Annotated in this window: 20 protein-coding genes; 15 read left to right on the forward strand and 5 right to left on the reverse strand. The window is 61.2% G+C overall.

The window, feature by feature from the left end:
- The first annotated feature begins 68 nt into the window (after positions 1-68).
- Together recQ and rhtC are read left to right on the forward strand one after the other, a co-directional pair.
- A complete protein-coding gene (recQ, locus tag DW58_RS01040; protein ID WP_024551064.1) occupies positions 69-1,895 on the forward strand; it encodes an ATP-dependent DNA helicase RecQ in 1,827 nt (608 codons plus the stop codon).
- A 65-nt stretch (positions 1,896-1,960) separates the two neighbouring features.
- Positions 1,961-2,581, forward strand: coding sequence for a threonine export protein RhtC (gene rhtC, locus DW58_RS01045; RefSeq protein WP_024551063.1), 621 nt, complete (start codon positions 1,961-1,963; stop codon positions 2,579-2,581).
- A 60-nt stretch (positions 2,582-2,641) separates the two neighbouring features.
- Here rhtC and DW58_RS01050 read toward each other — a convergent pair whose 3' ends face one another.
- A complete protein-coding gene (locus tag DW58_RS01050; RefSeq protein ID WP_024551062.1) occupies positions 2,642-2,902 on the reverse strand; it encodes a DUF2534 family protein in 261 nt (86 codons plus the stop codon).
- 72 nt (positions 2,903-2,974) lie between these two features.
- Entirely contained in the window at positions 2,975-3,595 is a 621-nt protein-coding gene (gene rhtB, locus DW58_RS01055) for a homoserine/homoserine lactone efflux protein (protein WP_024551061.1), read from the reverse strand.
- Positions 3,596-3,704: 109 nt separating this feature from the next.
- Here rhtB and pldB point away from each other — a divergent pair, with 109 nt between their 5' ends.
- From pldB to DW58_RS01070, 3 genes are all read left to right on the forward strand, one after another.
- Positions 3,705-4,697 (forward strand): lysophospholipase L2, encoded by a 993-nt coding sequence (gene pldB, locus DW58_RS01060; protein ID WP_029696673.1) that lies wholly within the window; start codon positions 3,705-3,707, stop codon positions 4,695-4,697.
- Between the two features lie 52 nt (positions 4,698-4,749).
- Positions 4,750-5,550, forward strand: a complete 801-nt coding sequence (yigL, locus tag DW58_RS01065; RefSeq protein ID WP_024551060.1) for a sugar/pyridoxal phosphate phosphatase YigL — start codon at positions 4,750-4,752, stop codon at positions 5,548-5,550.
- A gap of 115 nt (positions 5,551-5,665) precedes the next feature.
- Positions 5,666-6,565, forward strand: a complete 900-nt coding sequence (locus tag DW58_RS01070; RefSeq protein ID WP_024562637.1) for a carboxylate/amino acid/amine transporter — start codon at positions 5,666-5,668, stop codon at positions 6,563-6,565.
- On the opposite strand, the gene metR is transcribed toward DW58_RS01070, so the two are convergent.
- Positions 6,453-7,406 carry an HTH-type transcriptional regulator MetR gene (gene metR / locus DW58_RS01075; protein ID WP_024549065.1) on the reverse strand — a complete coding sequence of 318 codons (954 nt, stop codon included), beginning with the start codon at positions 7,404-7,406 and terminating at the stop codon, positions 6,453-6,455. The two genes, DW58_RS01070 and metR, sit on opposite strands and share 113 nt — an antisense overlap.
- A 126-nt stretch (positions 7,407-7,532) precedes the next feature.
- On the opposite strand from metR, the gene metE reads away from it, so the two are divergent.
- A complete protein-coding gene (metE, locus tag DW58_RS01080; protein WP_024549064.1) occupies positions 7,533-9,794 on the forward strand; it encodes a 5-methyltetrahydropteroyltriglutamate--homocysteine S-methyltransferase in 2,262 nt (753 codons plus the stop codon).
- 29 nt (positions 9,795-9,823) lie between these two features.
- Here the strand turns inward: metE and DW58_RS01085 are convergent, their stop codons facing one another.
- On the reverse strand, positions 9,824-10,582 hold the full coding sequence (locus tag DW58_RS01085; protein WP_024549063.1) for a DeoR/GlpR family DNA-binding transcription regulator: 759 nt from the start codon (positions 10,580-10,582) through the stop codon (positions 9,824-9,826).
- 134 nt (positions 10,583-10,716) lie between these two features.
- On the opposite strand from DW58_RS01085, the gene DW58_RS01090 reads away from it, so the two are divergent.
- Genes DW58_RS01090 through DW58_RS01115 form a run of 6 tightly spaced genes read left to right on the forward strand, consistent with a single transcriptional unit; the run spans position 10,717 to position 16,474 of the window.
- Positions 10,717-11,694: an ABC transporter substrate-binding protein gene (locus DW58_RS01090; RefSeq protein ID WP_024549062.1), complete on the forward strand. Its 978-nt coding sequence runs from the start codon at positions 10,717-10,719 to the stop codon at positions 11,692-11,694.
- 3 nt (positions 11,695-11,697) lie between these two features.
- Positions 11,698-13,407 carry an ABC transporter permease gene (locus DW58_RS01095; protein ID WP_029696674.1) on the forward strand — a complete coding sequence of 570 codons (1,710 nt, stop codon included), beginning with the start codon at positions 11,698-11,700 and terminating at the stop codon, positions 13,405-13,407.
- On the forward strand, positions 13,395-14,420 hold the full coding sequence (locus DW58_RS01100; protein WP_024549060.1) for an ABC transporter ATP-binding protein: 1,026 nt from the start codon (positions 13,395-13,397) through the stop codon (positions 14,418-14,420). The genes DW58_RS01095 and DW58_RS01100 overlap by 13 nt, the downstream gene beginning before the upstream one ends.
- Positions 14,417-15,475 carry an MBL fold metallo-hydrolase gene (locus DW58_RS01105; protein ID WP_024549059.1) on the forward strand — a complete coding sequence of 353 codons (1,059 nt, stop codon included), beginning with the start codon at positions 14,417-14,419 and terminating at the stop codon, positions 15,473-15,475. Before DW58_RS01100 ends, DW58_RS01105 begins: the two co-directional genes overlap by 4 nt.
- The gene (locus tag DW58_RS01110) at positions 15,472-16,026 is read left to right on the forward strand and encodes a histidine phosphatase family protein (RefSeq protein WP_024549058.1); all 555 of its coding nucleotides are present in this window, start codon (positions 15,472-15,474) and stop codon (positions 16,024-16,026) included. Before DW58_RS01105 ends, DW58_RS01110 begins: the two co-directional genes overlap by 4 nt.
- Complete coding sequence (locus tag DW58_RS01115; protein ID WP_024549057.1) at positions 16,019-16,474, forward strand: phosphatase domain-containing protein; 456 nt, start codon at positions 16,019-16,021, stop codon at positions 16,472-16,474. Before DW58_RS01110 ends, DW58_RS01115 begins: the two co-directional genes overlap by 8 nt.
- A gap of 18 nt (positions 16,475-16,492) precedes the next feature.
- Here the strand turns inward: DW58_RS01115 and DW58_RS01120 are convergent, their stop codons facing one another.
- Positions 16,493-17,323, reverse strand: coding sequence for a dienelactone hydrolase family protein (locus tag DW58_RS01120; protein ID WP_024549056.1), 831 nt, complete (start codon positions 17,321-17,323; stop codon positions 16,493-16,495).
- A 256-nt stretch (positions 17,324-17,579) separates the two neighbouring features.
- Here DW58_RS01120 and udp point away from each other — a divergent pair, with 256 nt between their 5' ends.
- From udp to ubiE, 3 genes are all read left to right on the forward strand, one after another.
- Positions 17,580-18,341: a uridine phosphorylase gene (udp, locus tag DW58_RS01125; protein WP_024549055.1), complete on the forward strand. Its 762-nt coding sequence runs from the start codon at positions 17,580-17,582 to the stop codon at positions 18,339-18,341.
- Between the two features lie 143 nt (positions 18,342-18,484).
- A complete protein-coding gene (gene rmuC, locus DW58_RS01130; protein ID WP_024549054.1) occupies positions 18,485-19,864 on the forward strand; it encodes a DNA recombination protein RmuC in 1,380 nt (459 codons plus the stop codon).
- 144 nt (positions 19,865-20,008) lie between these two features.
- Positions 20,009-20,764, forward strand: a complete 756-nt coding sequence (gene ubiE, locus DW58_RS01135) for a bifunctional demethylmenaquinone methyltransferase/2-methoxy-6-polyprenyl-1,4-benzoquinol methylase UbiE (RefSeq protein WP_024549053.1) — start codon at positions 20,009-20,011, stop codon at positions 20,762-20,764.
- The last annotated feature ends 3 nt before the right edge of the window (positions 20,765-20,767 follow it).

Consider the following 20,767-nt stretch of genomic DNA (forward strand, 5'->3'; position numbering starts at 1 on the left):
GCATTGCAGTTTCTGACGCAGGCGCTGAAAATAGCGCCTGTTTTATTTTTAAGGTAAATGGGGTACGCGTGGCGCAGGCGGAAGTTATGAATCAGGAATCGCTGGCTCGACAGGTTTTGCAGGAAACCTTCGGCTACCAGCAGTTTCGCCCAGGCCAGGAAACCATCATCAATACGGTGCTCGACGGGCGCGACTGTCTGGTGGTGATGCCCACCGGCGGCGGCAAGTCGCTGTGCTATCAAATTCCGGCGCTGGTCAAAGAGGGTCTGACGGTTGTCGTTTCGCCGCTTATCTCGCTGATGAAAGACCAGGTGGATCAGCTGCTCGCCAACGGCGTGGCGGCGGCCTGCCTCAACTCCACCCAAAGCCGCGACCAGCAGCTTGAAGTGCTGACCGGCTGCCGTACCGGCCAGGTGCGCTTGCTCTATATCGCCCCTGAGCGGTTAATGATGGACAACTTCATCGACCAGCTCAGCCACTGGCCGCTGGCGATGGTTGCCGTGGATGAAGCGCACTGTATTTCCCAGTGGGGCCACGATTTCCGCCCGGAGTATGCCGCGCTTGGCCAGCTGCGCCAGCGTCTGCCGAACGTCCCGTTTATCGCCCTGACCGCGACCGCCGACGACACCACGCGGCTTGATATCGTGCGTCTGCTGGGTCTGCACGACCCGCTGATTCAGATAAGCAGCTTTGATCGTCCGAACATTCGCTACATGCTGATGGAGAAGTTCAAGCCGCTCGATCAGCTGATGCGCTACGTCCAGGAGCAGCGCGGCAAGTCGGGAATCATCTACTGCAACAGCCGCGCGAAGGTGGAAGACACCGCCGCCCGCCTGCAAAGCAAAGGCATTAGCGCCGGTGCGTATCATGCCGGGCTGGAGCATCAGGTGCGTGCCGAGGTGCAGGAAAAATTCCAGCGCGACGATCTGCAAATCGTGGTCGCCACCGTGGCATTTGGGATGGGCATCAACAAGCCTAACGTGCGGTTTGTCGCGCACTTTGATATCCCGCGTAATATTGAATCCTACTATCAGGAAACCGGACGCGCCGGGCGCGACGGCCTGCCGGCGGAAGCCATGCTGTTTTACGATCCGGCGGATATGGCCTGGTTGCGTAAATGCCTGGAAGAGAAGCAGCCCGGCCCGCTTCAGGATATTGAGCGTCATAAGCTCAATGCGATGGGCGCGTTTGCCGAAGCGCAAACCTGCCGTCGTCTGGTGCTGCTCAACTACTTTGGCGAAGGGCGTCAGGCCCCGTGCGGCAACTGCGACGTCTGCCTCGATCCCCCGCGCCGCTACGACGGGCTGGTGGATGCGCAAAAAGCGCTCTCCTGCATCTATCGTGTCGGGCAGCGGTTCGGCATGGGCTATGTGGTGGAAGTGCTGCGCGGCGCTAACAATCAGCGCATCCGCGATCTGGGCCACGACAAGCTCAACATCTACGGCGTCGGGCGCGATCAGACCACCGAACACTGGGTGAGCGTGATCCGCCAACTGATTCATCTCGGTGTCGTCACCCAAAACATCGCGGCGCACTCTGCCCTGCAGCTTACCGAAGCCGCACGTCCGTTCCTGCGCGGTGAAGCGCCGCTGATGCTGGCGGTACCGCGCGTCGTGGCGCTTAAGCCGCGCGTGGCGCAGAAATCGTACGGCGGCAACTACGACCGCAAGCTGTTCGCCAGGCTGCGCAAGCTGCGTAAAGCCATTGCCGATGAAGAGAATATTCCGCCGTACGTGGTGTTTAACGACGCGACCCTGATCGAGATGGCCGAACAGATGCCGCTCTCGCCGGGTGAAATGCTGGGCATCAACGGCGTGGGTACCCGCAAGCTGGAGCGCTTCGGACGCGAGTTCCTGGCCTGCATCCGCAGCCATGCCGACGGCGAAGACGAGTAGTCGCTACCCCTGCCGCAACGTGGCAGGATAATCTCCCCTGAATCCTTTATGCGTGAGTAACGGTTATGTTGATGCTTTTTCTGACGGTCGCGATGGTGCACCTCGTGGCGCTGCTGAGCCCCGGCCCTGATTTCTTTTTCGTCTCGCAGACCGCGGTGAGCCGTTCGCGTAAAGAGGCGATGATGGGCGTGCTGGGCATTACCGGCGGGGTGATGATCTGGGCGGGCGTGGCGCTGCTGGGCCTGCATCTGATTCTGGAGAAAATGGCGTGGCTGCACACCATTATTATGGTCGGCGGCGGGTTATACCTGTGCTGGATGGGCTACCAGATGCTGCGTGGCGCGCTGAAAAAGGGCGAACCGACTACCGCTACCCCAGCGGTTGAGCTGGCCCACGGCGGCCGCAGCTTTATTAAAGGGCTGCTGACCAACCTGGCGAACCCAAAAGCCATTATCTATTTTGGAAGCGTGTTTTCACTTTTCGTCGGCGATAACGTTGGTAGCGCCGAGCGCTGGGGTATTTTCGTGCTGATCGCGCTGGAAACGCTAGCCTGGTTTAGCCTGGTGGCGAGCCTGTTTGCGCTGCCGAAAATGCGTCGCGGCTATCAGCGTCTTGCGAAGTGGATTGATGGCGTAGCGGGCGTGCTGTTTGCCGGATTCGGCATTCATCTTATTGTCTCGCGCTAAGCGCGTTTCGCCCCCAGAACCGTTCGCGCCCGCACAATGCTGCGGGCGCTGTTGTATTGGCTAGCCGCGGCCATCTTTCGGGGCAAGGAAATAGAAGCCGAACGGCAGCGCCCCGAGAATGGTAAACATGATGGTGTAGATGAAGGTCCAGGCGCCCTGCATGATAAACAGCGACAGCGGCCATGACGCCATCGGCAGATTGTACTGATCCTCCACCCCGCCAAACGTCACCTTAGAGATAACGCTCGCCGCAATAATAAAAACAATCAGCAGGCAGATAAGGAATTTCTTCCCTTCAGGGGTTCGTAGTTTTTCCCGCATGGCTCCTCCGGTTTAGCACGCAGTGGCGAAGCCGACACTCTATAGAGAGTTGCTCAGAAAATCGACCCGTAATCAGTGAGAACGTGCGGTCGCCAGCAGCGCGCCGACCAGCATAAACAGCGATCCGAACACCCGGTTCAACGCTTTCATCTGGCGCGGGCCCTTGATCCAGCCGGCGATGCGCGTCGCCAGCGTCGCGTAACCGATCATCACAATGATATCCACCACGATGGTGGTGGTGCCCAGCACCACATACTGCATCACCTGGGGCTGCTGCGGGACGATGAACTGCGGAAATAGCGCCGCGAGGAACACGATGCTTTTCGGGTTGGTGAGGTTGACGAACACCGCCCGCTTAAACAGCCGCCCGCGCGACTGGGTATGGGCGAGCGTGTGCAGGTCGAGCGCGCCTGCTGCGCGCCACTGTTGAATGCCGAGCCAGATAAGGTACGCCGCCCCCGCCCATTTCAGGATCTCGAACGCCAGCAGCGACCGGGAGAACAGCGTACCCAGCCCGATGCCCACCAGCACAATGTGAATCGCCAGCCCGGTCTGCAAACCGGCGATGGATGCCGCCGCGCCGCGATAGCCGTGGCTGATGGCGGTGGTCATGGTGTTAATCGCACCGGAGCCGGGCGAGACGCTTAAAATCACCGAGGTAAGGAGGTAGGCAAACCACCATTCGAGGCTCATGTCTGATTCCTGGATGTACACTTTTATGCCACAATACGCTATTGCTTGTTGTTGTGCTACGAATCACAAAAAAGCGTTTTACTCGCGATAAGACGGCGTAAATCACCCTATGTTTCAGCACAAATCAGGATGGAAATCGAGGGAAGAGGCATTCGCCGCCTTCACCATGGGCCCGCTCACCGCGTTCTGGCAACAGCGTGAAGAGGGTGAACTGACGGGCGTGGACGGCATCCCGATACGCTTCGTGCGTTTTCGCGCCGCCGGCAATGACCGCGTGGTGGTGATCTGTCCCGGCCGCATCGAAAGCTACGTCAAGTATGCCGAACTGGCTTACGATCTGTTCCACTGCGGCTTCGACATACTCATCATCGACCACCGTGGGCAGGGCCGTTCAGGGCGCATGCTTGATGACACGCACCGCGGCCACGTGGTCAATTTCAGCGATTATGTCGATGATTTCGCGGCGTTCTGGCAGCAGGAAGTGGCCAGCGGCCCGTGGCGGCAGCGCTTTATCCTCGGTCACTCTATGGGCGGTGCGATTGCCACGCTGTTTTTGCAGCGTCAGCCGGACGCCTGCAACGCCATTGCGCTCTGCGCGCCCATGTTTGGCATTGTCATGCGGCTACCCGAGTGGATGGTGCGCCATATTCTCGACTGGGCGGAAGGTTACCCCAACGTGCGCGACGGCTACGCCATCGGCACCGGTCGCTGGCGCGCGTTGCCGTTCAGCGTCAATATTCTGACCCACAGCCGTCAGCGCTACCGGCGCAATCTGCGGTTTTACGCCGATGAACCCCGGCTGCGGGTGGGCGGCCCGACGTACCACTGGGTGCGGGAGGGCGTTCTTGCAGGCGAACAGGTGCTGGCAGGTGCCACTGCCGTCACCACGCCGATGCTGCTGCTCCAGGCGGAAGAGGAGCGTGTGGTGGATAACCGCATGCACGACCGCTTCTGCGAACTGCGTGCCGCAGCAGGCTACCCCTGTGAGGGGGGTAAACCTCACGTCATACAAGGCGCATACCATGAGATCCTCTTTGAGAAGGATGCGATGCGTGCAGTTGCACTTCATGCCATCGTCGATTTTTTCGACCGGCACCGTTAACGCTCCGCGGCCCGCCCGCGTCGCACTTACTACCAGAGGTTGAATCATTCTTATGTATCAGGTTGTTGCGTCAGATCTGGATGGCACATTGTTATCCCCCGAACACCGCCTTACGCCCTACGCGAAAGAGACTCTGCGCCTGCTGACGGCGCGCGGCATCCACTTTGTTTTCGCCACCGGGCGTCACCATGTCGACGTCGGGCAGATCCGCGACAATCTCGAAATCGAAGCCTACATGATCACCTCCAACGGGGCGCGGGTGCACGACACCGCGGGTAACCTGGTGTTTACCCACAACCTCGATCGCGACATCGCCACCGACCTGTTTGGCATGATGCACAATCACCCGGACATCATTACGAACATCTATCGCGACGACGAATGGTTTATCAGCCGCCATCGCCCCGACGAGATGCGTTTCTTCCAGGAAGCAGTGTTCCACTACTCGCTCTACGAACCGGGTCTGCTGGAACCGGAGGGGATCAGCAAGGTGTTCTTCACCTGCGACACCCATGAAACGCTGCTCCCGCTGGAGCAGGCCATCAACGCGCGCTGGGGCGACCGGGTAAACGTCAGCTTCTCCACCCTGACCTGCCTCGAAGTGATGGCGGGCGGCGTCTCGAAGGGGCATGCCCTGGAAGCGGTGTCGAAAGCGATGGGCTACAGTCTCGCGTCCTGTATCGCCTTCGGCGACGGCATGAACGACAAAGAGATGCTGTCGATGGCGGGCAAAGGCTGCATTATGGCGAACGCCCATCAGCGCCTGAAGGATCTGCTTCCGGAGCTGGAAGTGATCGGCAGCAACGCCGACGATGCGGTCCCGCGCTACCTGCGTGAGCTGTACCTCGCCTGACCGCGGCCTTAAGATGACGAGTGGTTAATGCGTAACCACTCGTCAACCAAATAGCCGCGCGCGTTCATTTTTGCTTCGCTACAATGCCCTCTCATCAACATGAGAGATTCTTGCCGTGGCGCTACTTATCATCACCACCATCCTGTGGGCCTTCTCGTTCAGCCTGATTGGCGAATACCTGGCCGGGCAGGTGGACAGCTATTTTTCCGTTCTGATGCGCGTCGGCCTTGCCGCTCTGGTGTTCCTGCCGTTCCTGCGCATTAAGGGCCACAGCCTGAAAACCCTCGGCCTGTATATGCTGGTGGGCGCGATGCAGCTTGGCATCATGTATCTGCTGAGCTTCCAGGCCTACCTCTATCTGACGGTCTCGGAGTTCCTGCTGTTCACCGTCCTGACGCCGCTCTACATCACGCTGATCTACGACCTGCTGAGCAAACGCCCGCTGCGCTGGGGTTATCTGCTGAGCGCAGGCCTGGCGGTGCTTGGCGCCGCGATTATCCGCTATGACAAAGTGAGCGATCATTTCTGGACCGGTCTGGTGCTGGTGCAGCTGGCGAACATCAGTTTCGCCATCGGTATGGTGGGGTACAAACGCCTGATGGAAACGCATCCGATGCCGCAGCACAGCGCCTTTTCCTGGTTCTATCTGGGGGCGTTTATCGTTGCCGCGCTGGCGTGGGTGGTGATGGGTAATCCGCAGAAGCTGCCGACCACCGGGTTGCAGTGGGGCATTCTGGTCTGGCTGGGCGTTGTGGCCTCCGGGCTTGGGTACTTCATGTGGAACTACGGCGCCACGCAGGTGGACGCCGGTACCCTTGGCATCATGAACAACATGCATGTTCCGGCAGGGCTGCTGGTTAACCTTGCGATCTGGCACCAGCAGCCGCACTGGCCGAGTTTTATTATGGGAGGGGCAGTGATAGTGGCGTCGCTGTGGGTCCATCGCCGATGGGTCGCTCCGCGCTCTTCACAAACGGCAGATGTTCGCAGGCGTGATTCCGCGCCGAGCGAATAAACGCCTCTGCCGCAGGCTGGCGCTGCTCGCCGTCGCGCACCGCAGCGTACAGCCGGCTCCATAAGCCTTCCCCCAGGGTTTTGGTGACCACCAGACCCTGGCGTTCCGCCCCCTCGACCACCCAGTGCGGCAGCGCCGCAATGCCCATCTTCGCCGACACCATCTGGATCAGCAGCAGCGTGTTATCAACGCTTTTTAGCGACGGGCTGACGCCTGCCGGTTGCAGAAAATGCCGCCAGATATCAAGCCGCCCGCGCTGCACCGGATAGATAAGCAGCGTCTCGGCCGCCAGATCCTCCGGCACAATGCGCGCGCTGTCGGCCAGCGGATGATCGGGTGCCAGCACCAGGCGCACCTCGAAATCAAACATCGGCGAGTAGTGCAGACCGCTGCGCGGCAGGATATCCGAGGTCAGCACGATATCCAGTTCACCCTGCTGCAGCGCAGGCTGCGGGTCAAACGTCACTCCCGATTTGAAATCCATCTCAACCTGCGGCCACTGATGCCGGAAATTCTCCAGCGCCGGGGCGAGCCACTGAATACAGCTGTGGCACTCAATGGCGATGCGCAGCCGCGCCTGCTGCGGTTCGTTGCAGGCCTGTATCGCCCGGCCGATCTGCGGCAGCACCTGTTCTGCCAGCTGAAGTAGGATCTCCCCCTGCGGCGTAAAGCGCAGCGGCTGACTCTTGCGGACAAAAAGCCGGAAGCCGAGCCGCTGTTCCAGATCGCTGAACTGGTGCGACAGGGCCGACTGGGTCTGATGCAACGTGGCTGCCGCTGCCGCCAGAGAGCCGCAGCTTCGCAGTGCCTGAAGCGTTCGCAGGTGTTTAATCTCGATCATGAAAGTCCTTCACTTCGCCATGAACAATTTGCGCTTGAGGAATACACAGTAACCGCGAATTATAGCGGTGTAAACATCTGGACGTCTAAACCACCGGATTAAACCTGAATCTTAAGAGGCAAACCCATGACCGTATATAACCACACCCTCGGTTTTCCCCGCGTCGGCCTGCGTCGCGAATTGAAAAAAGCCCAGGAAAGTTACTGGGCGGGCAACAGCTCCCGTGAAGAATTACTGGCGGTGGGCCGCGAGCTGCGCGCCCGTCACTGGGAACAGCAAAAACAGGCGGGTATCGACCTGCTGCCGGTGGGCGACTTCGCCTGGTACGATCACGTGCTGACCACCAGCCTGCTGCTGGGCAACATCCCGGCGCGTCACCAGAATAAAGACGGCTCCGTTGATATCGATACCCTGTTCCGCATTGGTCGCGGTCGCGCACCGACCGGCGAACCGGCGGCAGCAGGTGAAATGACCAAATGGTTTAACACCAACTATCACTACATCGTGCCGGAATTCACCCAAGGCCAGCAGTTCGCGCTGAGCTGGACCCAGCTGCTGGATGAAGTGGACGAAGCGCTGGCGCTTGGGCACCAGGTGAAGCCGGTGCTGCTGGGGCCAGTGACGTATCTGTGGCTGGGCAAAGTGAAGGGCGAGTCGTTTGACCGTCTCTCGCTGCTCAAGGATATTCTGCCGGTGTACCAGCAGGTCATCGCCGAGCTGGCGAAACGCGGCGTGCAGTGGGTGCAGATTGATGAACCGGCGCTGGTGCTGGAGCTGCCACAGGCGTGGCTCGACGCCTTCAAACCGGCTTACGACGCGCTGGCAGGCCAGCTGAAACTGCTGCTCACCACCTACTTCGAAGGCGTGACGGCGAACCTCGATGTCATCACCGCGCTGCCGGTCCAGGGCCTGCACGTGGATCTGGTTCACGGCAAAGACGATGTGGCCGAGCTGCACCAGCGTCTGCCGTCTGACTGGCTGCTCTCTGCCGGGGTCATCAACGGACGTAACGTCTGGCGCGCCGATCTGACAGAAAAATATAACCAGCTGCTGGATATCGTGGGCAAACGTGAACTGTGGGTGGGGTCTTCCTGCTCGCTGCTGCACAGCCCTATCGATCTCAGCGTTGAAACGCGCCTCGATAGCGAAGTAAAAAGCTGGTTCGCCTTTGCCCTGCAAAAATGTGAGGAGCTGGCGCTGCTGCGTGATGCCCTGAACAGCGGTGAGACGGCACGCATTACCGAATGGAGCGCCCCAATCCAGGCGCGTCGCCACTCAAGCCGCGTCCACAATGCGGCGGTCGAACAGCGCCTGGCGGCCATTACCCCGCAGGACAGCCAGCGTCAGAGCGACTACCCGCAGCGCGCCGCCGCCCAGCGCGAGCGTTTCAACCTGCCGGCGTGGCCGACCACCACCATAGGCTCGTTCCCGCAGACCACCGAGATCCGCGGCCTGCGTCTGGACTTCAAAAAGGGCAATCTGGATGCGAATAACTACCGCACCGGCATCGCGGAGCACATTAAGCAGGCGATCGTTGAGCAGGAGCGCCTGGGTCTGGACGTGCTGGTCCACGGTGAAGCCGAGCGTAACGACATGGTGGAGTATTTTGGTGAGCACCTGGACGGCTTCGTCTTCACCCAGAACGGCTGGGTGCAGAGCTACGGTTCACGCTGCGTGAAGCCACCGGTGGTTATCGGCGATATCAGCCGCCCGGCGCCGATCACCGTGGAGTGGGCGAAATACGCCCAGTCGCTGACCGATAAGCCGGTGAAGGGCATGCTGACCGGACCGGTGACCATTCTCTGCTGGTCCTTCCCGCGTGAAGATGTGTCTCGTGAAGTCATTGCTAAACAGATTGCTCTGGCGCTGCGTGACGAAGTGCAGGATCTGGAAGCGGCGGGCATCGGCATCATTCAGATTGACGAACCGGCCCTGCGTGAAGGCCTGCCGCTTAAGCGCAGCGACTGGGACGCTTACCTGGCGTGGGGCGTGGAAGCGTTCCGTATCAACGCCGCGGTGGTGCGGGACGACACCCAGATCCACACCCACATGTGTTACTGCGAGTTCAACGACATCATGGATTCCATCGCCGCGCTGGATGCGGACGTGATCACCATCGAAACGTCGCGATCTGATATGGAACTGCTGGAATCGTTCGAAGAGTTCGAGTATCCGAACGAAATCGGGCCGGGCGTGTATGACATTCACTCCCCGAACGTACCGAGCGTGGAGTGGATCGAGGCGCTGCTGGCGAAAGCGGCGCAGCGTATCCCGGCAGAGCGTCTGTGGGTGAACCCGGACTGCGGCCTGAAAACCCGCGGCTGGCCGGAAACCCGCGCCGCACTGGCGAACATGGTGAAAGCCGCGCAGAACCTGCGTACGGCGTAACGAACAGCCGGGAGTGAGGCCGCAACCCCTCACTCCCGGCTTAACCACGTTGTCCGCTTCTGCTTCACCACCGCATACTGCCGCGGCGTCGGCGGCCTGTCGCTTATCACATAGTCAAAATCCCCCACGCTGCCGTTCTGGCAGATGGCGCTGCGGCCAAATTTGGTGCTGTCTACTACCAGCACGCTGATGGCGGCGCTGCCAACCAGCGCCTGACGCGCCGCGACCTCATCATCGTTGTAGTCATACAGTTCACCCGCCTCGCCAACGCCCCCGACCGACACCACGCCAGCATCAACGCGATAGCGGCTGAAAAACGTGCGGGCATCGCTGCCGATGATATCCAGATCGCGCTTGCGCACGCGCCCGCCCGCCACCGTCAGCTCGCAGGCTTCCAGCCGGCTGAGTGCCTCCACCGCATGCAGATTATTGGTGAACACCGCCAGCCGGGTGTCCACCGGCAGCGCGCGCGCCACCATCTCCACCGTGGTGCCGGTGCCGAGAAAACAGCTCTGGCGCTCGCCAAGCAGTCTCGCCGTGCGGTCGCCAATCCAGCGTTTGCCCTGAATGTTGACGATCTCCCGCTGCTGATAGCCAATATTTTCGCGGGCGAAAGGCGCCACTATGCCGTGACGACGCAGCAGCAGGCCGCCGGAGGTCAGCAGACGCAGGTCGCTGCGCACGGTCTGCAGCGAGACGCCAAAATGCTGCGCCAGCTGCTCAATACTGCTTTCGCCGTGCGCCGTCACCAGCTCGACAATCGCCGTGCGGCGTGATTCGGGGGTCATTTTTCGCTCCTGTTGACACCGTTTTCCGCCATGCTAGCGCGCGAATGTGAAAATATTACTACGAAAAAAAGCGGTCATATTTTTGTCAGATTCCCCTGTTTTAATCATCACAACGAAAACAGAGGGGATACATCATGAGTAAGCACATTGCGCTGGTCGCCACGCTTGTCACCGCGCTAAGCGCACCGGCGTTCGCCGCCTCCACCCTGACGCTCTATACCAGCCAGCCGAATGAAGACGCGCAGATGACCGTCAGCGCGTTTGAAAAGGCGCACCCGGACATCGAGGTAAAATGGATCCGCGACGGCACCACAAAACTGACCGCGCGCCTGCAGGCTGAGCTGGCCGCAGGCGGTGCCGCCCCGGACGTGCTGCTGATTGCCGACAGCGTCACCATGGAATCCCTGAAGCAGCAGGATTTGCTGGCGGCGTATAAGTCGCCCGAGGCCAGCCGCTACGACGCGCAGCTCTACGATCCGCAGGGCTACTACTACGGCACCAAACTCATCACCACCGGCATTGCCTGGCACACGAAAGCACCGGTGAAGCCGACCTCCTGGCAGGATCTGCTCAAGCCGGAACTGAAAAATATGACCACGCTGCCGAGCCCGCTTTACTCCGGCGCGGCGCAGATCCACATGGCGACCCTGATTAACGATCCGCAGCTTGGTTTCGAGTGGTACCAGAAGCTGAAAGCGAACGGCGCGATGCCCCAGAGCGGCAACGGCGCGGTGATGAGCGCCATCACCTCCGGCAGCAAAGCCTATGGCGTGCTGGTGGACTACATGGCGATCCGCGAAAAAGCCAAAGGTGCCCCAATTGATTTCGTGTTCCCGAAAGAGGGCGTCAGCATTGTGACGGAGCCGGTGGCGATGATGAAAAACGCCAAAAACCCGGAGGCGGCGAAAGCCTTTATCGATTTTGTTCTCTCTGACGCGGGCCAGCGCCTGGTGCTGAAGCAGGGCTATCTGCCGGCCGATCCGACGCTGCCCGCGCCCGCAGGCTTCCCGGCGCGTGACAGTATCAAACTGATGTCGTTCGACCCGGCAAAAGCGCTGGCGGAGACCGACGCCAATAAGAAACGCTTCGCCGATCTGTTTGGAAGCCGCTAAGTGATGGCCGGTATCCTGACGCAGCCTGCCAGCAGCGGCCCGCACAAAGGACTGCTCTGGCTGCTGCTCGGCCTGGTGGCGCTGCTGAGCCTCCTGCCCAGTCTCCGGCTGCTGGTATCGGCTCTGCTCGACTGGCAGCAGGGTCGCGACAGCAGCCTGGGGCGGGTGCTGAGCAATCCGACCACCTGGACGGCGCTCTACAACAGCCTTTACACCAGCGGGCTTGGCACGCTGCTCTCTTTGCTGTTAGGCGGCCTGTTCGCCTTCTGCCTTGCGCTGACGAACGTGCGCCTGAAGCAGATGTGGGTGTTCCTGTTTATGCTGCCGATGATGATCCCGCCGCAGGTCACCGCCCTGAGCTGGCTCCAGCTCTTCGGCCCGAGCAGCATCCTGTTAACCAGCCTTGGGGTTGCTCCCTCGTTCGGGAGCGCCAATCCGCTTTACTCTGCCGAAGGTATCGCACTGCTGCTGGGCATCCAGCATGCGCCGCTGGTGTTTCTGGCGCTGCGCACCCAGCTTCAGTGCCTGCCAAAAGAGCAGATCGAGGCCGCGCGCCTGAACGGCGCCTCGCTGTGGCGGGTCTTTTTCGACATCGTGCTGCCGCTGTGCCGCACAGCGCTATGGGCCGGAGCGGCGATCGCTTTTGTCTCGGCGCTGGGCAACTTCGGCATCCCGGCGATGCTCGGCATTCCCATCTCCTACTTCGTGCTGCCCATTCAGATCTACCAGTCGCTGTCGAGCTTCGGCCCGTCGATGCTGAGCGATGTGGCAGCGCTGTCGGTACTGATGGGCGTACTGGCCATCGCCATCGTCTCGCTACAGGGCTATTTTCAGCGTCGCCACGCGCTGCCGCTGATCGGCATGGCCGGACGCGCCCTCGACTTCCAGCTTGGCCGCTGGCGGTTGGGCGTTGAGCTGCTGCTCGGCGCGGTGCTGTTCGCCATTCTGGTTGCGCCGCTGCTGGCGCTGATCGCTACCTCGCTGGTGCCGACGCTCGGCGTACCGTTGAACGGCGAGACGCTCACCGTCGCGGCCTACCAGGCGATGCTGGAGAGCGGGAGCGCCACCTGGCGGGCGTTGAGCAATAGCATGCTGCTGTCGGTTTCGGCGGCGCTGGTGCTGATGCTGCTGAGCCTGCCGCTGGCGTGGCTGCTGGTGCGCTTTCCCTCGCGCCCGCTGCGCTGGCTGCACAGCGCGATCGATATTCCCTACACCCTGCCGGGCGTGGTGCTGGCGATCGCCTGCATCCTGCTGTTCGCGCGCCCCTTGCCCATTATCGATATCAGCCTGAGCGGCACGCTGCTGATTATCTTTTTTGCCTATCTGGCGCGCTTTCTCACCGTCTGCCTGAAGCCGCTGCACAACAGCATGTTGCAGCTCGACCCGGCCATGGAGGAGGCGGCAAGCCTCGCGGGTGCAAACTTTTCGCAGCGGCTGTGTCATATCGTCCTGCCGCTGCTGGCACCGGCCGCCTTCGCCGGTGCGCTGCTGGTGTTCCTCACCGCGGTCAACGAGCTGACCGTCTCGGCGCTGCTGTGGAGCGCCGGAAAAGAGACGCTCGGCGTGGTGATTTTTAACCTCGATGAGAGCGGCGATAAGGTGCTGGCCTCGGCTATTTCGGTGCTGGTTGTGGCGCTGGTCGCCCTGGTGATGCTGCTGCTGAGCGGCCTCGGACGTTATCTACCCAAAGGAGTCATTCCGTGGCAGAACTGAAACTGGAGCGCCTGAGCAAAGACTTCGGCGATCGGACCGTGGTACGCGATCTGAGCCTGACGATTCCGGAAGGCGCGTTTACCGCGTTGCTCGGGCCGAGCGGCTGCGGTAAAACCACTACGCTGCGTATTCTGGCCGGGCTGGAGCGGTTGTCCCACGGGCGGCTGACCCTTGGCGACCGTCTGCTGGCCGATGACAGCACCCATCTGCCGCCCGAAGCGCGCCACATGGGCATGGTTTTCCAGTCTTACGCCCTGTGGCCGCACATGACGGTGGCGGAAAACGTCGGCTATCCGCTGAAGTTACAAAAGGTGCCCACCGCGCCGCGCCGTAAGCAGGTGCTTGCCGCCCTCGAGGTGGTGGAGCTGGCGGCGTATGCCGATCGCTCGCCGCAGGAGCTGAGCGGCGGTCAGCGTCAGCGCGTGGCCCTTGCCCGCTGCCTGGTCTCTGAACCACAGGTGGTGCTGCTGGATGAACCTCTCGCCAACCTTGACCGTCATCTGCGCGCCACCATGGAGCAGACGTTCCGCGAGTTTCACCGCCGCACCGGGGCGACGTTCGTTTACGTCACGCACGATCAGGCCGAAGCGATGGCGCTGGCCAGCCATATCGCCGTGATGCACCAGGGGGAACTGATGCAGTGGGGCGCCCCGCAGGATCTCTATCAGCATCCGCAGAACGCCTGGGTTGCGCGCTTTATCGGCAAGGGCAGCGTGCTGACCCTGGCGGCGCGCGACGACGTCCGCCAGCTCGACGGCACACAGCTCCATCAGGGCCTGAGCGGAGCCGGGAGCGACCGTCAGCAGGTGCTGGTGCGCCCGGAGCATGTCGATGTGGGCGACGAGGGCCTCGCGGCCAGCGTGGAGAGCTGCATTTATCAGGGCGAGCGCTACCTGCTGGTGCTGCGCCTTGCCGATGGACAGCGGCTGACGGCGTTTCATGCCTGGCCGCTGCGCGAGCAGCAGTCGGTTCGCGTCCGGCTGCATCAGGGCTGGCGGCTGGAGGCGGCGTGACCACCCATATCGAGATTATCAGCGGTCTGGGCCACAAAGCGCCCGCCGCCATTCTGGTTTCTACCCCCACCCAACGCATTCTGCTGGACGCCGGCGGTTCGCTGGAGCCGGATACCGCCGACTGGCCGCTGCCGGATCGTCTGGATGCCGTCTTGCTCAGCCACGATCATATCGATCACATTGCCGGGCTGGCGCGGCTCCCGCCAGGCGTGCCGATCTACTGCAGCGCGGTCACGGCGCGGGCGCTGCCGCCGGGGATGAACGTCCATCCGGTCGCGGTACGGGGGCGCTTTTCCCTGGGCGACCTGACCGTGACTACCGGCAGCAGCGGGCACGCCTGGGGCGGCGTGTGGTTTCACCTCGACGTACCCGGCGGCCTGTTTTACAGCGGTGATATCAGCATGGAGTCGGCGCTGTTCCACTTCGACCCGCCGCCACCCGCCAGCGTCGCGCTGGTGGATGCCTCCTATGGGCTGTATGACGTGCCCCAGCATCAACAGCTCGACGCTCTGTGGCGCCACGTTCATCAGCCGGTGCTGTGCCCGGTTCCGCCCTCGGGGCGCGCGGTGGAGATGGCGCTGCTGCTGGCACGTCGCGGCGCAGCCTCAGTGGCGATGGATGAAGCCTGCCGGGAGATGCTGGCACAGATGGCCTGGCACAACGACGGCAGCGTGCGGCCGGAGGTGCAGGTCGAACTGCGGCGGCTGGCGGATCAGCTCCCGCCGTTTCACGCTGACGCGCCCATCATTCTGGCGGCGGATCCGGACGGTGAACAGGGTACGGCGGGTGAGCTACGGCGCCGCGCTGATTTCCACCACCGCACGCTGTTTACCGGCCATATGAACCAGCGTGCGCTCGCGCAGCACCGGGCCGGCGAGGTGGATTTCTGCCGCTGGAACGTGCATCCAACGCAGCGCTGCCTGCAAATGCTGACGGTGATGCTGCACTGCCGTCTGCTGGCTCCGCTGTTTACCGTGATAGATGACCCTGCCCGCTGGCAGCAGACGCTGGGGTGCGAGATCCTCTCCCGGCCCCGTTTCAGGATGGAAACATGACCCTACTGGCAAAACCTTTTGTTTTTGTTCGTCACGGCGAAACGCCGCTTAACCGCGATCGCCTGATGGGCGGCCGTACCGACGCGCCGCTTACCGAACGGGGCGAGCAACAGGCTCGCGACGCCTCTGCGCTGCTGATGCGTCAGCCCTGGAGCGTCATCGCCGTCAGCCCCCAGCAGCGGGCACGCCGCACCGCCGCCCTGGCGCTACCCGGCGCGCCGGTCATGGTTGTGCCCGACCTGCGCGAGCGCGACTGGGGCGATCTGGAGGGCCGCCCGCTCAGCGAGCAGACCCCCTATGAAGAGACCCCGCCTAACGGCGAAGGCTGGCGCCCCTTCTGCTCGCGCGTCACCGACGCGCTGAATGCGCTCCTGGCAACGCATGACACCCCGCTGGTGGTGGCGCATTCCGGCGTGTTTCGGGTGGTTTGCTACCTGGCGACCGGCACGCCCTATGGCGAGCGGATCGGCAACGTGACCCCGATGTGGATCCTGCCCGCCGCCGCCCCTGAAAACTGGAAAATGATTCCGCTGGAGAAGATGAATGCCTGAACAACAATGTGTGATTGTGGATGTGGACGGTACGCTGGCCGAGTTTGATGCCGAAGCGGTGCGTGAGTGGGTGCTGGGACCGGAAAAACAGTGGCAGCCTTTCTTTGACCATATGGCTGACGCGTTGCCGAGCGTGGCTATCAGCCGCCTGGTCGGGTTGCTGAGCGCGCAGCAGCAGAAAATCGTGATCTGCAGCGGCCGGCCTGCCGGCTTCCGTCGCCATACCGAAGAGTGGCTGGAGCGCCACGGTATTCCGTTCGACGCCATCTATCTGCGCCCGGAAGGGGAGGACAGTCTACCGGATGAGCAGGTTAAAAAAGCGCTGTTGCAGCAGATGAGAGCGGACGGCTTCGCACCCTGGCTGGTGATTGACGATCGTCAGGCGGTGGTGGATTTCTGGCGGGCCGAGGGGTTGACCTGCCTGCAGTGCGCGCCGGGCGATTTCTAGGCCGCCCGGCCAGCAACATCATGCGTTTTTCTTTGCACCGTAGCGGGCAAACCAGGCCAGCATCCGCTGCCAGCCATCTTTGGCCGACGCCTCGTGGTAGCTCGGGCGGTAGTCGGCGTTAAACGCATGGCCGGCATCCGGATAGACCACGATTTCGGTCTTATCGGCGTTCGCCGCCCGCAGCGCCTGGCGCATGGTTTCCACGCTCTCAAGCGGAATGCTGCCGTCCTGGGCACCGTACAGGCCCAGCACCGGAGCGGTCAGCTCGGTCGCCACATCAACCGGGTGGGTCGGGGAGTTCAGCGTTTTGTCGCCGGTCAGCTTGCCGTACCAGGCAACCGCCGCCTTAAGCTGTGGGTTATGCGCCGCGTAAAGCCAGGCGATGCGTCCACCCCAGCAAAAACCGGTCACCATTAAGCGGTGCGCATCCCCGCCGTTACGACCCGCCCAGTTGGCAACGTGATCGAGATCGGCCAGCACCTGCGCATCCGGCACCTTGGACACCAGGTTGCTCAGCAGCGCCTGGATATCGGTGTACTCATTCGGATCGCCCTGACGGAAGTAAAGCTCCGGCGCCACGGCAAGATAGCCCTCCAGAGCCAGACGACGGCAGATATCACGGATATGCTCGTGAACGCCGAAAATCTCCTGAATAACAATCACAACCGGCAGCGGCCCGCTCGCGTGTTGAGGACGCGCGTGCCAGGCAGGCATGTTGTCGCCCTGGGTCGGGATGGTGGTTTCCCCGGCGTGGATCGCATCAGCGGCGGTAGAAATCGTCGTTTCAGCAACCGGCGTCACCGCACTGGCGAATCCCGGCGTATTATTGGTTGTGTTGTCGGTAGTCATGGCAGTCTCCGTACCCGTTAGTAGCGCATTCAAATAACTATAGACTGCACGTTACCAAATCACAGGGTACGACGCGGGGCCATCAGACAGCCGCACGGCGTCATTAAGCTAAATTATGTGATCATAATCACTAATTTATGGAAAATGAATGCAATAACTTTCTTTCAAAGTGAAAGCGGTCACGAAAATACCGGCAGTGCTTCGGTAAAGTACCGCTTTGCTGCTTCTGACAAACCGATCTACAGAGGAGTCACTTATGTCCAGGTCTGATGTTTTTCATCTCGGTCTCACTAAAAACGATCTACAGGGGGCAACGCTTGCCATTGTTCCCGGCGACCCGGAGCGAGTGGAAAAGATCGCCGCGCTGATGGCGAATCCGGTCAAACTGGCATCGCACCGTGAGTTCACTTCCTGGCGTGCCGAACTGGATGGCAAACCGGTCATCATTTGCTCTACCGGTATCGGTGGCCCGTCTACGTCTATCGCGGTTGAAGAGCTGGCGCAGCTCGGTATCCGCACCTTCCTGCGCGTCGGGACGACCGGTGCCATTCAGCCGAATATCAACGTCGGCGACGTGCTGGTCACCACCGCCTCGGTACGCCTTGACGGCGCGAGCCTGCACTTTGCCCCGATGGAATACCCGGCCGTGGCCGATTTCACCTGCACCACCGCGCTGGTGGATGCCGCAAAATCCGTCGGCGCGACCACCCATATCGGCGTTACCGCGTCGTCTGACACCTTCTACCCGGGGCAGGAGCGCTATGACACCTTCTCTGGCCGCGTTGTCAGCCGTTTCAAGGGCTCAATGGAAGAGTGGCAGGCGATGGGCGTGATGAACTACGAGATGGAGTCCGCCACGCTGCTGACCATGTGTTCAAGCCAGGGCCTGCGCGCCGGGATGGTGGCTGGGGTTATCGTTAACCGCACCCAGCAGGAGATCCCGGATGCGGAAACCATGAAGAAGACCGAAAGCCACGCGGTGAAAATCGTGGTGGAAGCGGCACGCCGCCTGCTGTAATCCTCTCTCAGGCCAGCGTTCGCTGGCCTTTGTTTTGCGTAGCGCCTCGCACGAAACATCCCATTACCAGAAAAACGCTTCCAAACTGGACATCTGTACAGCACAATCCGTGTGTATCGTAAGACGTTCACGCCGGAGGCGTTATGGAAATCTCTCTGTTGCTCATTCTTGCCGTGGCGCTGGTTGGCGTACTTACCGGCTGGCTTGCCGCCAGCCTGCGTGGCGCGCAGCGACAGGCGGCCCTGCTGGCCGAGCAGCGTGAAGTCTATGGCGATCTGAGCGCCGCCCGTCAGCAGCTGGCGCAAAGCGAGCACTGGCGTGAAGAGTGCGCCCTGCTTGACAACGAACTTCGCAGCCTGCGCGAGATCAACAGCTCGCTGGAAGCCGATCTGCGTGAAGTGTCCACCCGCCTCGAAACCACCCAAATTAATGCCGACGACAAGCTGCGGCAGATGATCAACAGCGAACAGCGCCTCAGCGAGCAGTTTGAAATCCTGGCGAATCGCATCTTTGAGCAGAGCCACCGCCGCGTGGAAGAGCAAAACCGGCAGAGCCTGAGCGGGCTGCTGACGCCGCTGCGCGAACAGCTGGACGGCTTTCGCCGCCAGGTGCAGGACAGCTTCGGTCAGGAGGCGCGTGAACGCCACACCCTGGCCCATGAAATTCGTAATCTGCAACAGCTTAACGCCCAGATGGCGCAGGAAGCGGTCAACCTGACGCGTGCGCTCAAGGGCGATAACAAAACCCAAGGCAACTGGGGGGAAGTAGTGCTGGCGCGCGTGCTGGAGGCTTCGGGCCTGCGGGAAGGGCACGAGTATGAAACGCAGGTCAGCATTAATACCGAGGCGCAAAGCCGGCTTCAGCCGGACATCATCGTGCGCCTGCCGCAGCGTAAAGACGTGGTTATCGACTCAAAAATGACGCTGGTGGCGTGGGAACGCTATTTCAACGCCGAGGACGATTACACCCGCGAACTGGCCTTAAGCGAACATATCACCGCGGTGCGTAACCATATCCGACTGCTGGGGCGCAAAGACTATCACCAGCTTCCGGGTTTGCGGTCGCTGGACTACGTGCTGATGTTCATTCCGGTTGAGCCTGCCTTTCTGATGGCGATTAACCAGCAGCCTGAACTCATCAACGAAGCCCTGAAAAACAATATCATGCTGGTCAGCCCCACCACGTTACTGGTAGCGCTGCGCACCATTGCGAATCTGTGGCGCTATGAGCATCAGAGCCGTAACGCGCAGCAGATCGCCGATCGCGCGAGTCGCCTCTATGACAAGATGCGCCTGTTCGTTGACGACATGACCGCTATCGGCCAGAGCCTGGATAAAGCGCAGGATAACTACCGCGGCGCCATGAAAAAACTCACCTCCGGGCGCGGAAACGTGCTGTCCCAGGCCGATGCGTTTCGCGAGCTTGGGGTGGAGATTAAGCGCGAGATTAATCCGGAACTGGTGGAGCAGGCCACGGCGCAAAACGACGAGTTTCGTCTGCGCGCCGGGGGTGATGACGTATAACCCGCTAAGGCGAACAAGCACTTAGCGTAAAAACCGTAGCAGCACCGCCTGCCCACGCCGGGCGTGGAGGGCGGTTGAATCGTAGGGCAAATGCGCCCAATCTGTTACACTTCATGGACATTTTCTTAATAAGCAGGCATCGAGATGGCTGACAATTCACAAGAGACGACGCACTTTGGTTTCCAGACCGTAGCGAAAACGGAGAAGGCCGAGAAAGTGGCGCAGGTGTTTCACTCCGTTGCGGCAAAGTATGACGTGATGAACGACCTGATGTCGTTCGGTATCCACCGTTTGTGGAAGCGTTTCACGATCGATTGCAGTGGCGTGCGTCGCGGCCAGAAAGTGCTCGACCTTGCAGGCGGTACCGGCGATCTGACCGCGAAGTTTTCTCGCCTGGTGGGCGAGTCCGGCAAAGTGGTGCTGGCGGATATCAACGACTCCATGCTGAAAATGGGGCGTGAGAAGCTGCGTAACTCCGGTGTGGTCGGCAACGTGGAATACGTACAGGCGAACGCTGAAGCGCTGCCGTTCCCGGACAACACCTTCGATTGCATCACCATCTCCTTTGGCCTGCGCAACGTCACCGATAAAGAAAAAGCGCTGCGTTCGATGTACCGCGTGCTGAAGCCGGGTGGACGTCTGCTGGTGCTGGAGTTCTCTAAACCCACCATCGAGCCGCTCAGCAAAGCCTATGACGCATACTCTTTCCACGTGCTGCCACGTGTGGGCGAGCTGGTTGCCAGCGACGCCGAGAGCTATCGTTACCTTGCCGAATCCATCCGTATGCACCCGGACCAGGAGACGCTGAAAGCGATGATGGAAGCCGCGGGCTTTGAAAACGTGAATTACTTCAATCTGACCGGCGGCATTGTCGCGCTGCATCGCGGCTATAAGTTCTGACAG

The sequence above is a fragment of the Siccibacter turicensis LMG 23730 genome (genome assembly GCF_000463155.2).
In the GTDB taxonomy this organism is placed as follows: domain Bacteria; phylum Pseudomonadota; class Gammaproteobacteria; order Enterobacterales; family Enterobacteriaceae; genus Siccibacter; species Siccibacter turicensis.

Bases quoted from the DNA above. Each gene is read 5' to 3' on its own strand.
- rhtC (WP_024551063.1), top strand. From the start codon at position 1,961: ATGTTGATGCTTTTTCTGACGGTCGCGATGGTGCACCTCGTGGCGCTG.
- DW58_RS01050 (WP_024551062.1), bottom strand. From the start codon at position 2,902: ATGCGGGAAAAACTACGAACCCCTGAAGGGAAGAAATTCCTTATCTGC.
- rhtB (WP_024551061.1), bottom strand. From the start codon at position 3,595: ATGAGCCTCGAATGGTGGTTTGCCTACCTCCTTACCTCGGTGATTTTA.
- pldB (WP_029696673.1), top strand. From the start codon at position 3,705: ATGTTTCAGCACAAATCAGGATGGAAATCGAGGGAAGAGGCATTCGCC.
- yigL (WP_024551060.1), top strand. From the start codon at position 4,750: ATGTATCAGGTTGTTGCGTCAGATCTGGATGGCACATTGTTATCCCCC.
- metR (WP_024549065.1), bottom strand. From the start codon at position 7,406: ATGATCGAGATTAAACACCTGCGAACGCTTCAGGCACTGCGAAGCTGC.
- metE (WP_024549064.1), top strand. From the start codon at position 7,533: ATGACCGTATATAACCACACCCTCGGTTTTCCCCGCGTCGGCCTGCGT.
- DW58_RS01085 (WP_024549063.1), bottom strand. From the start codon at position 10,582: ATGACCCCCGAATCACGCCGCACGGCGATTGTCGAGCTGGTGACGGCG.
- DW58_RS01090 (WP_024549062.1), top strand. From the start codon at position 10,717: ATGAGTAAGCACATTGCGCTGGTCGCCACGCTTGTCACCGCGCTAAGC.
- DW58_RS01095 (WP_029696674.1), top strand. From the start codon at position 11,698: ATGGCCGGTATCCTGACGCAGCCTGCCAGCAGCGGCCCGCACAAAGGA.
- DW58_RS01110 (WP_024549058.1), top strand. From the start codon at position 15,472: ATGACCCTACTGGCAAAACCTTTTGTTTTTGTTCGTCACGGCGAAACG.
- DW58_RS01115 (WP_024549057.1), top strand. From the start codon at position 16,019: ATGCCTGAACAACAATGTGTGATTGTGGATGTGGACGGTACGCTGGCC.
- DW58_RS01120 (WP_024549056.1), bottom strand. From the start codon at position 17,323: ATGACTACCGACAACACAACCAATAATACGCCGGGATTCGCCAGTGCG.
- udp (WP_024549055.1), top strand. From the start codon at position 17,580: ATGTCCAGGTCTGATGTTTTTCATCTCGGTCTCACTAAAAACGATCTA.
- rmuC (WP_024549054.1), top strand. From the start codon at position 18,485: ATGGAAATCTCTCTGTTGCTCATTCTTGCCGTGGCGCTGGTTGGCGTA.
- ubiE (WP_024549053.1), top strand. From the start codon at position 20,009: ATGGCTGACAATTCACAAGAGACGACGCACTTTGGTTTCCAGACCGTA.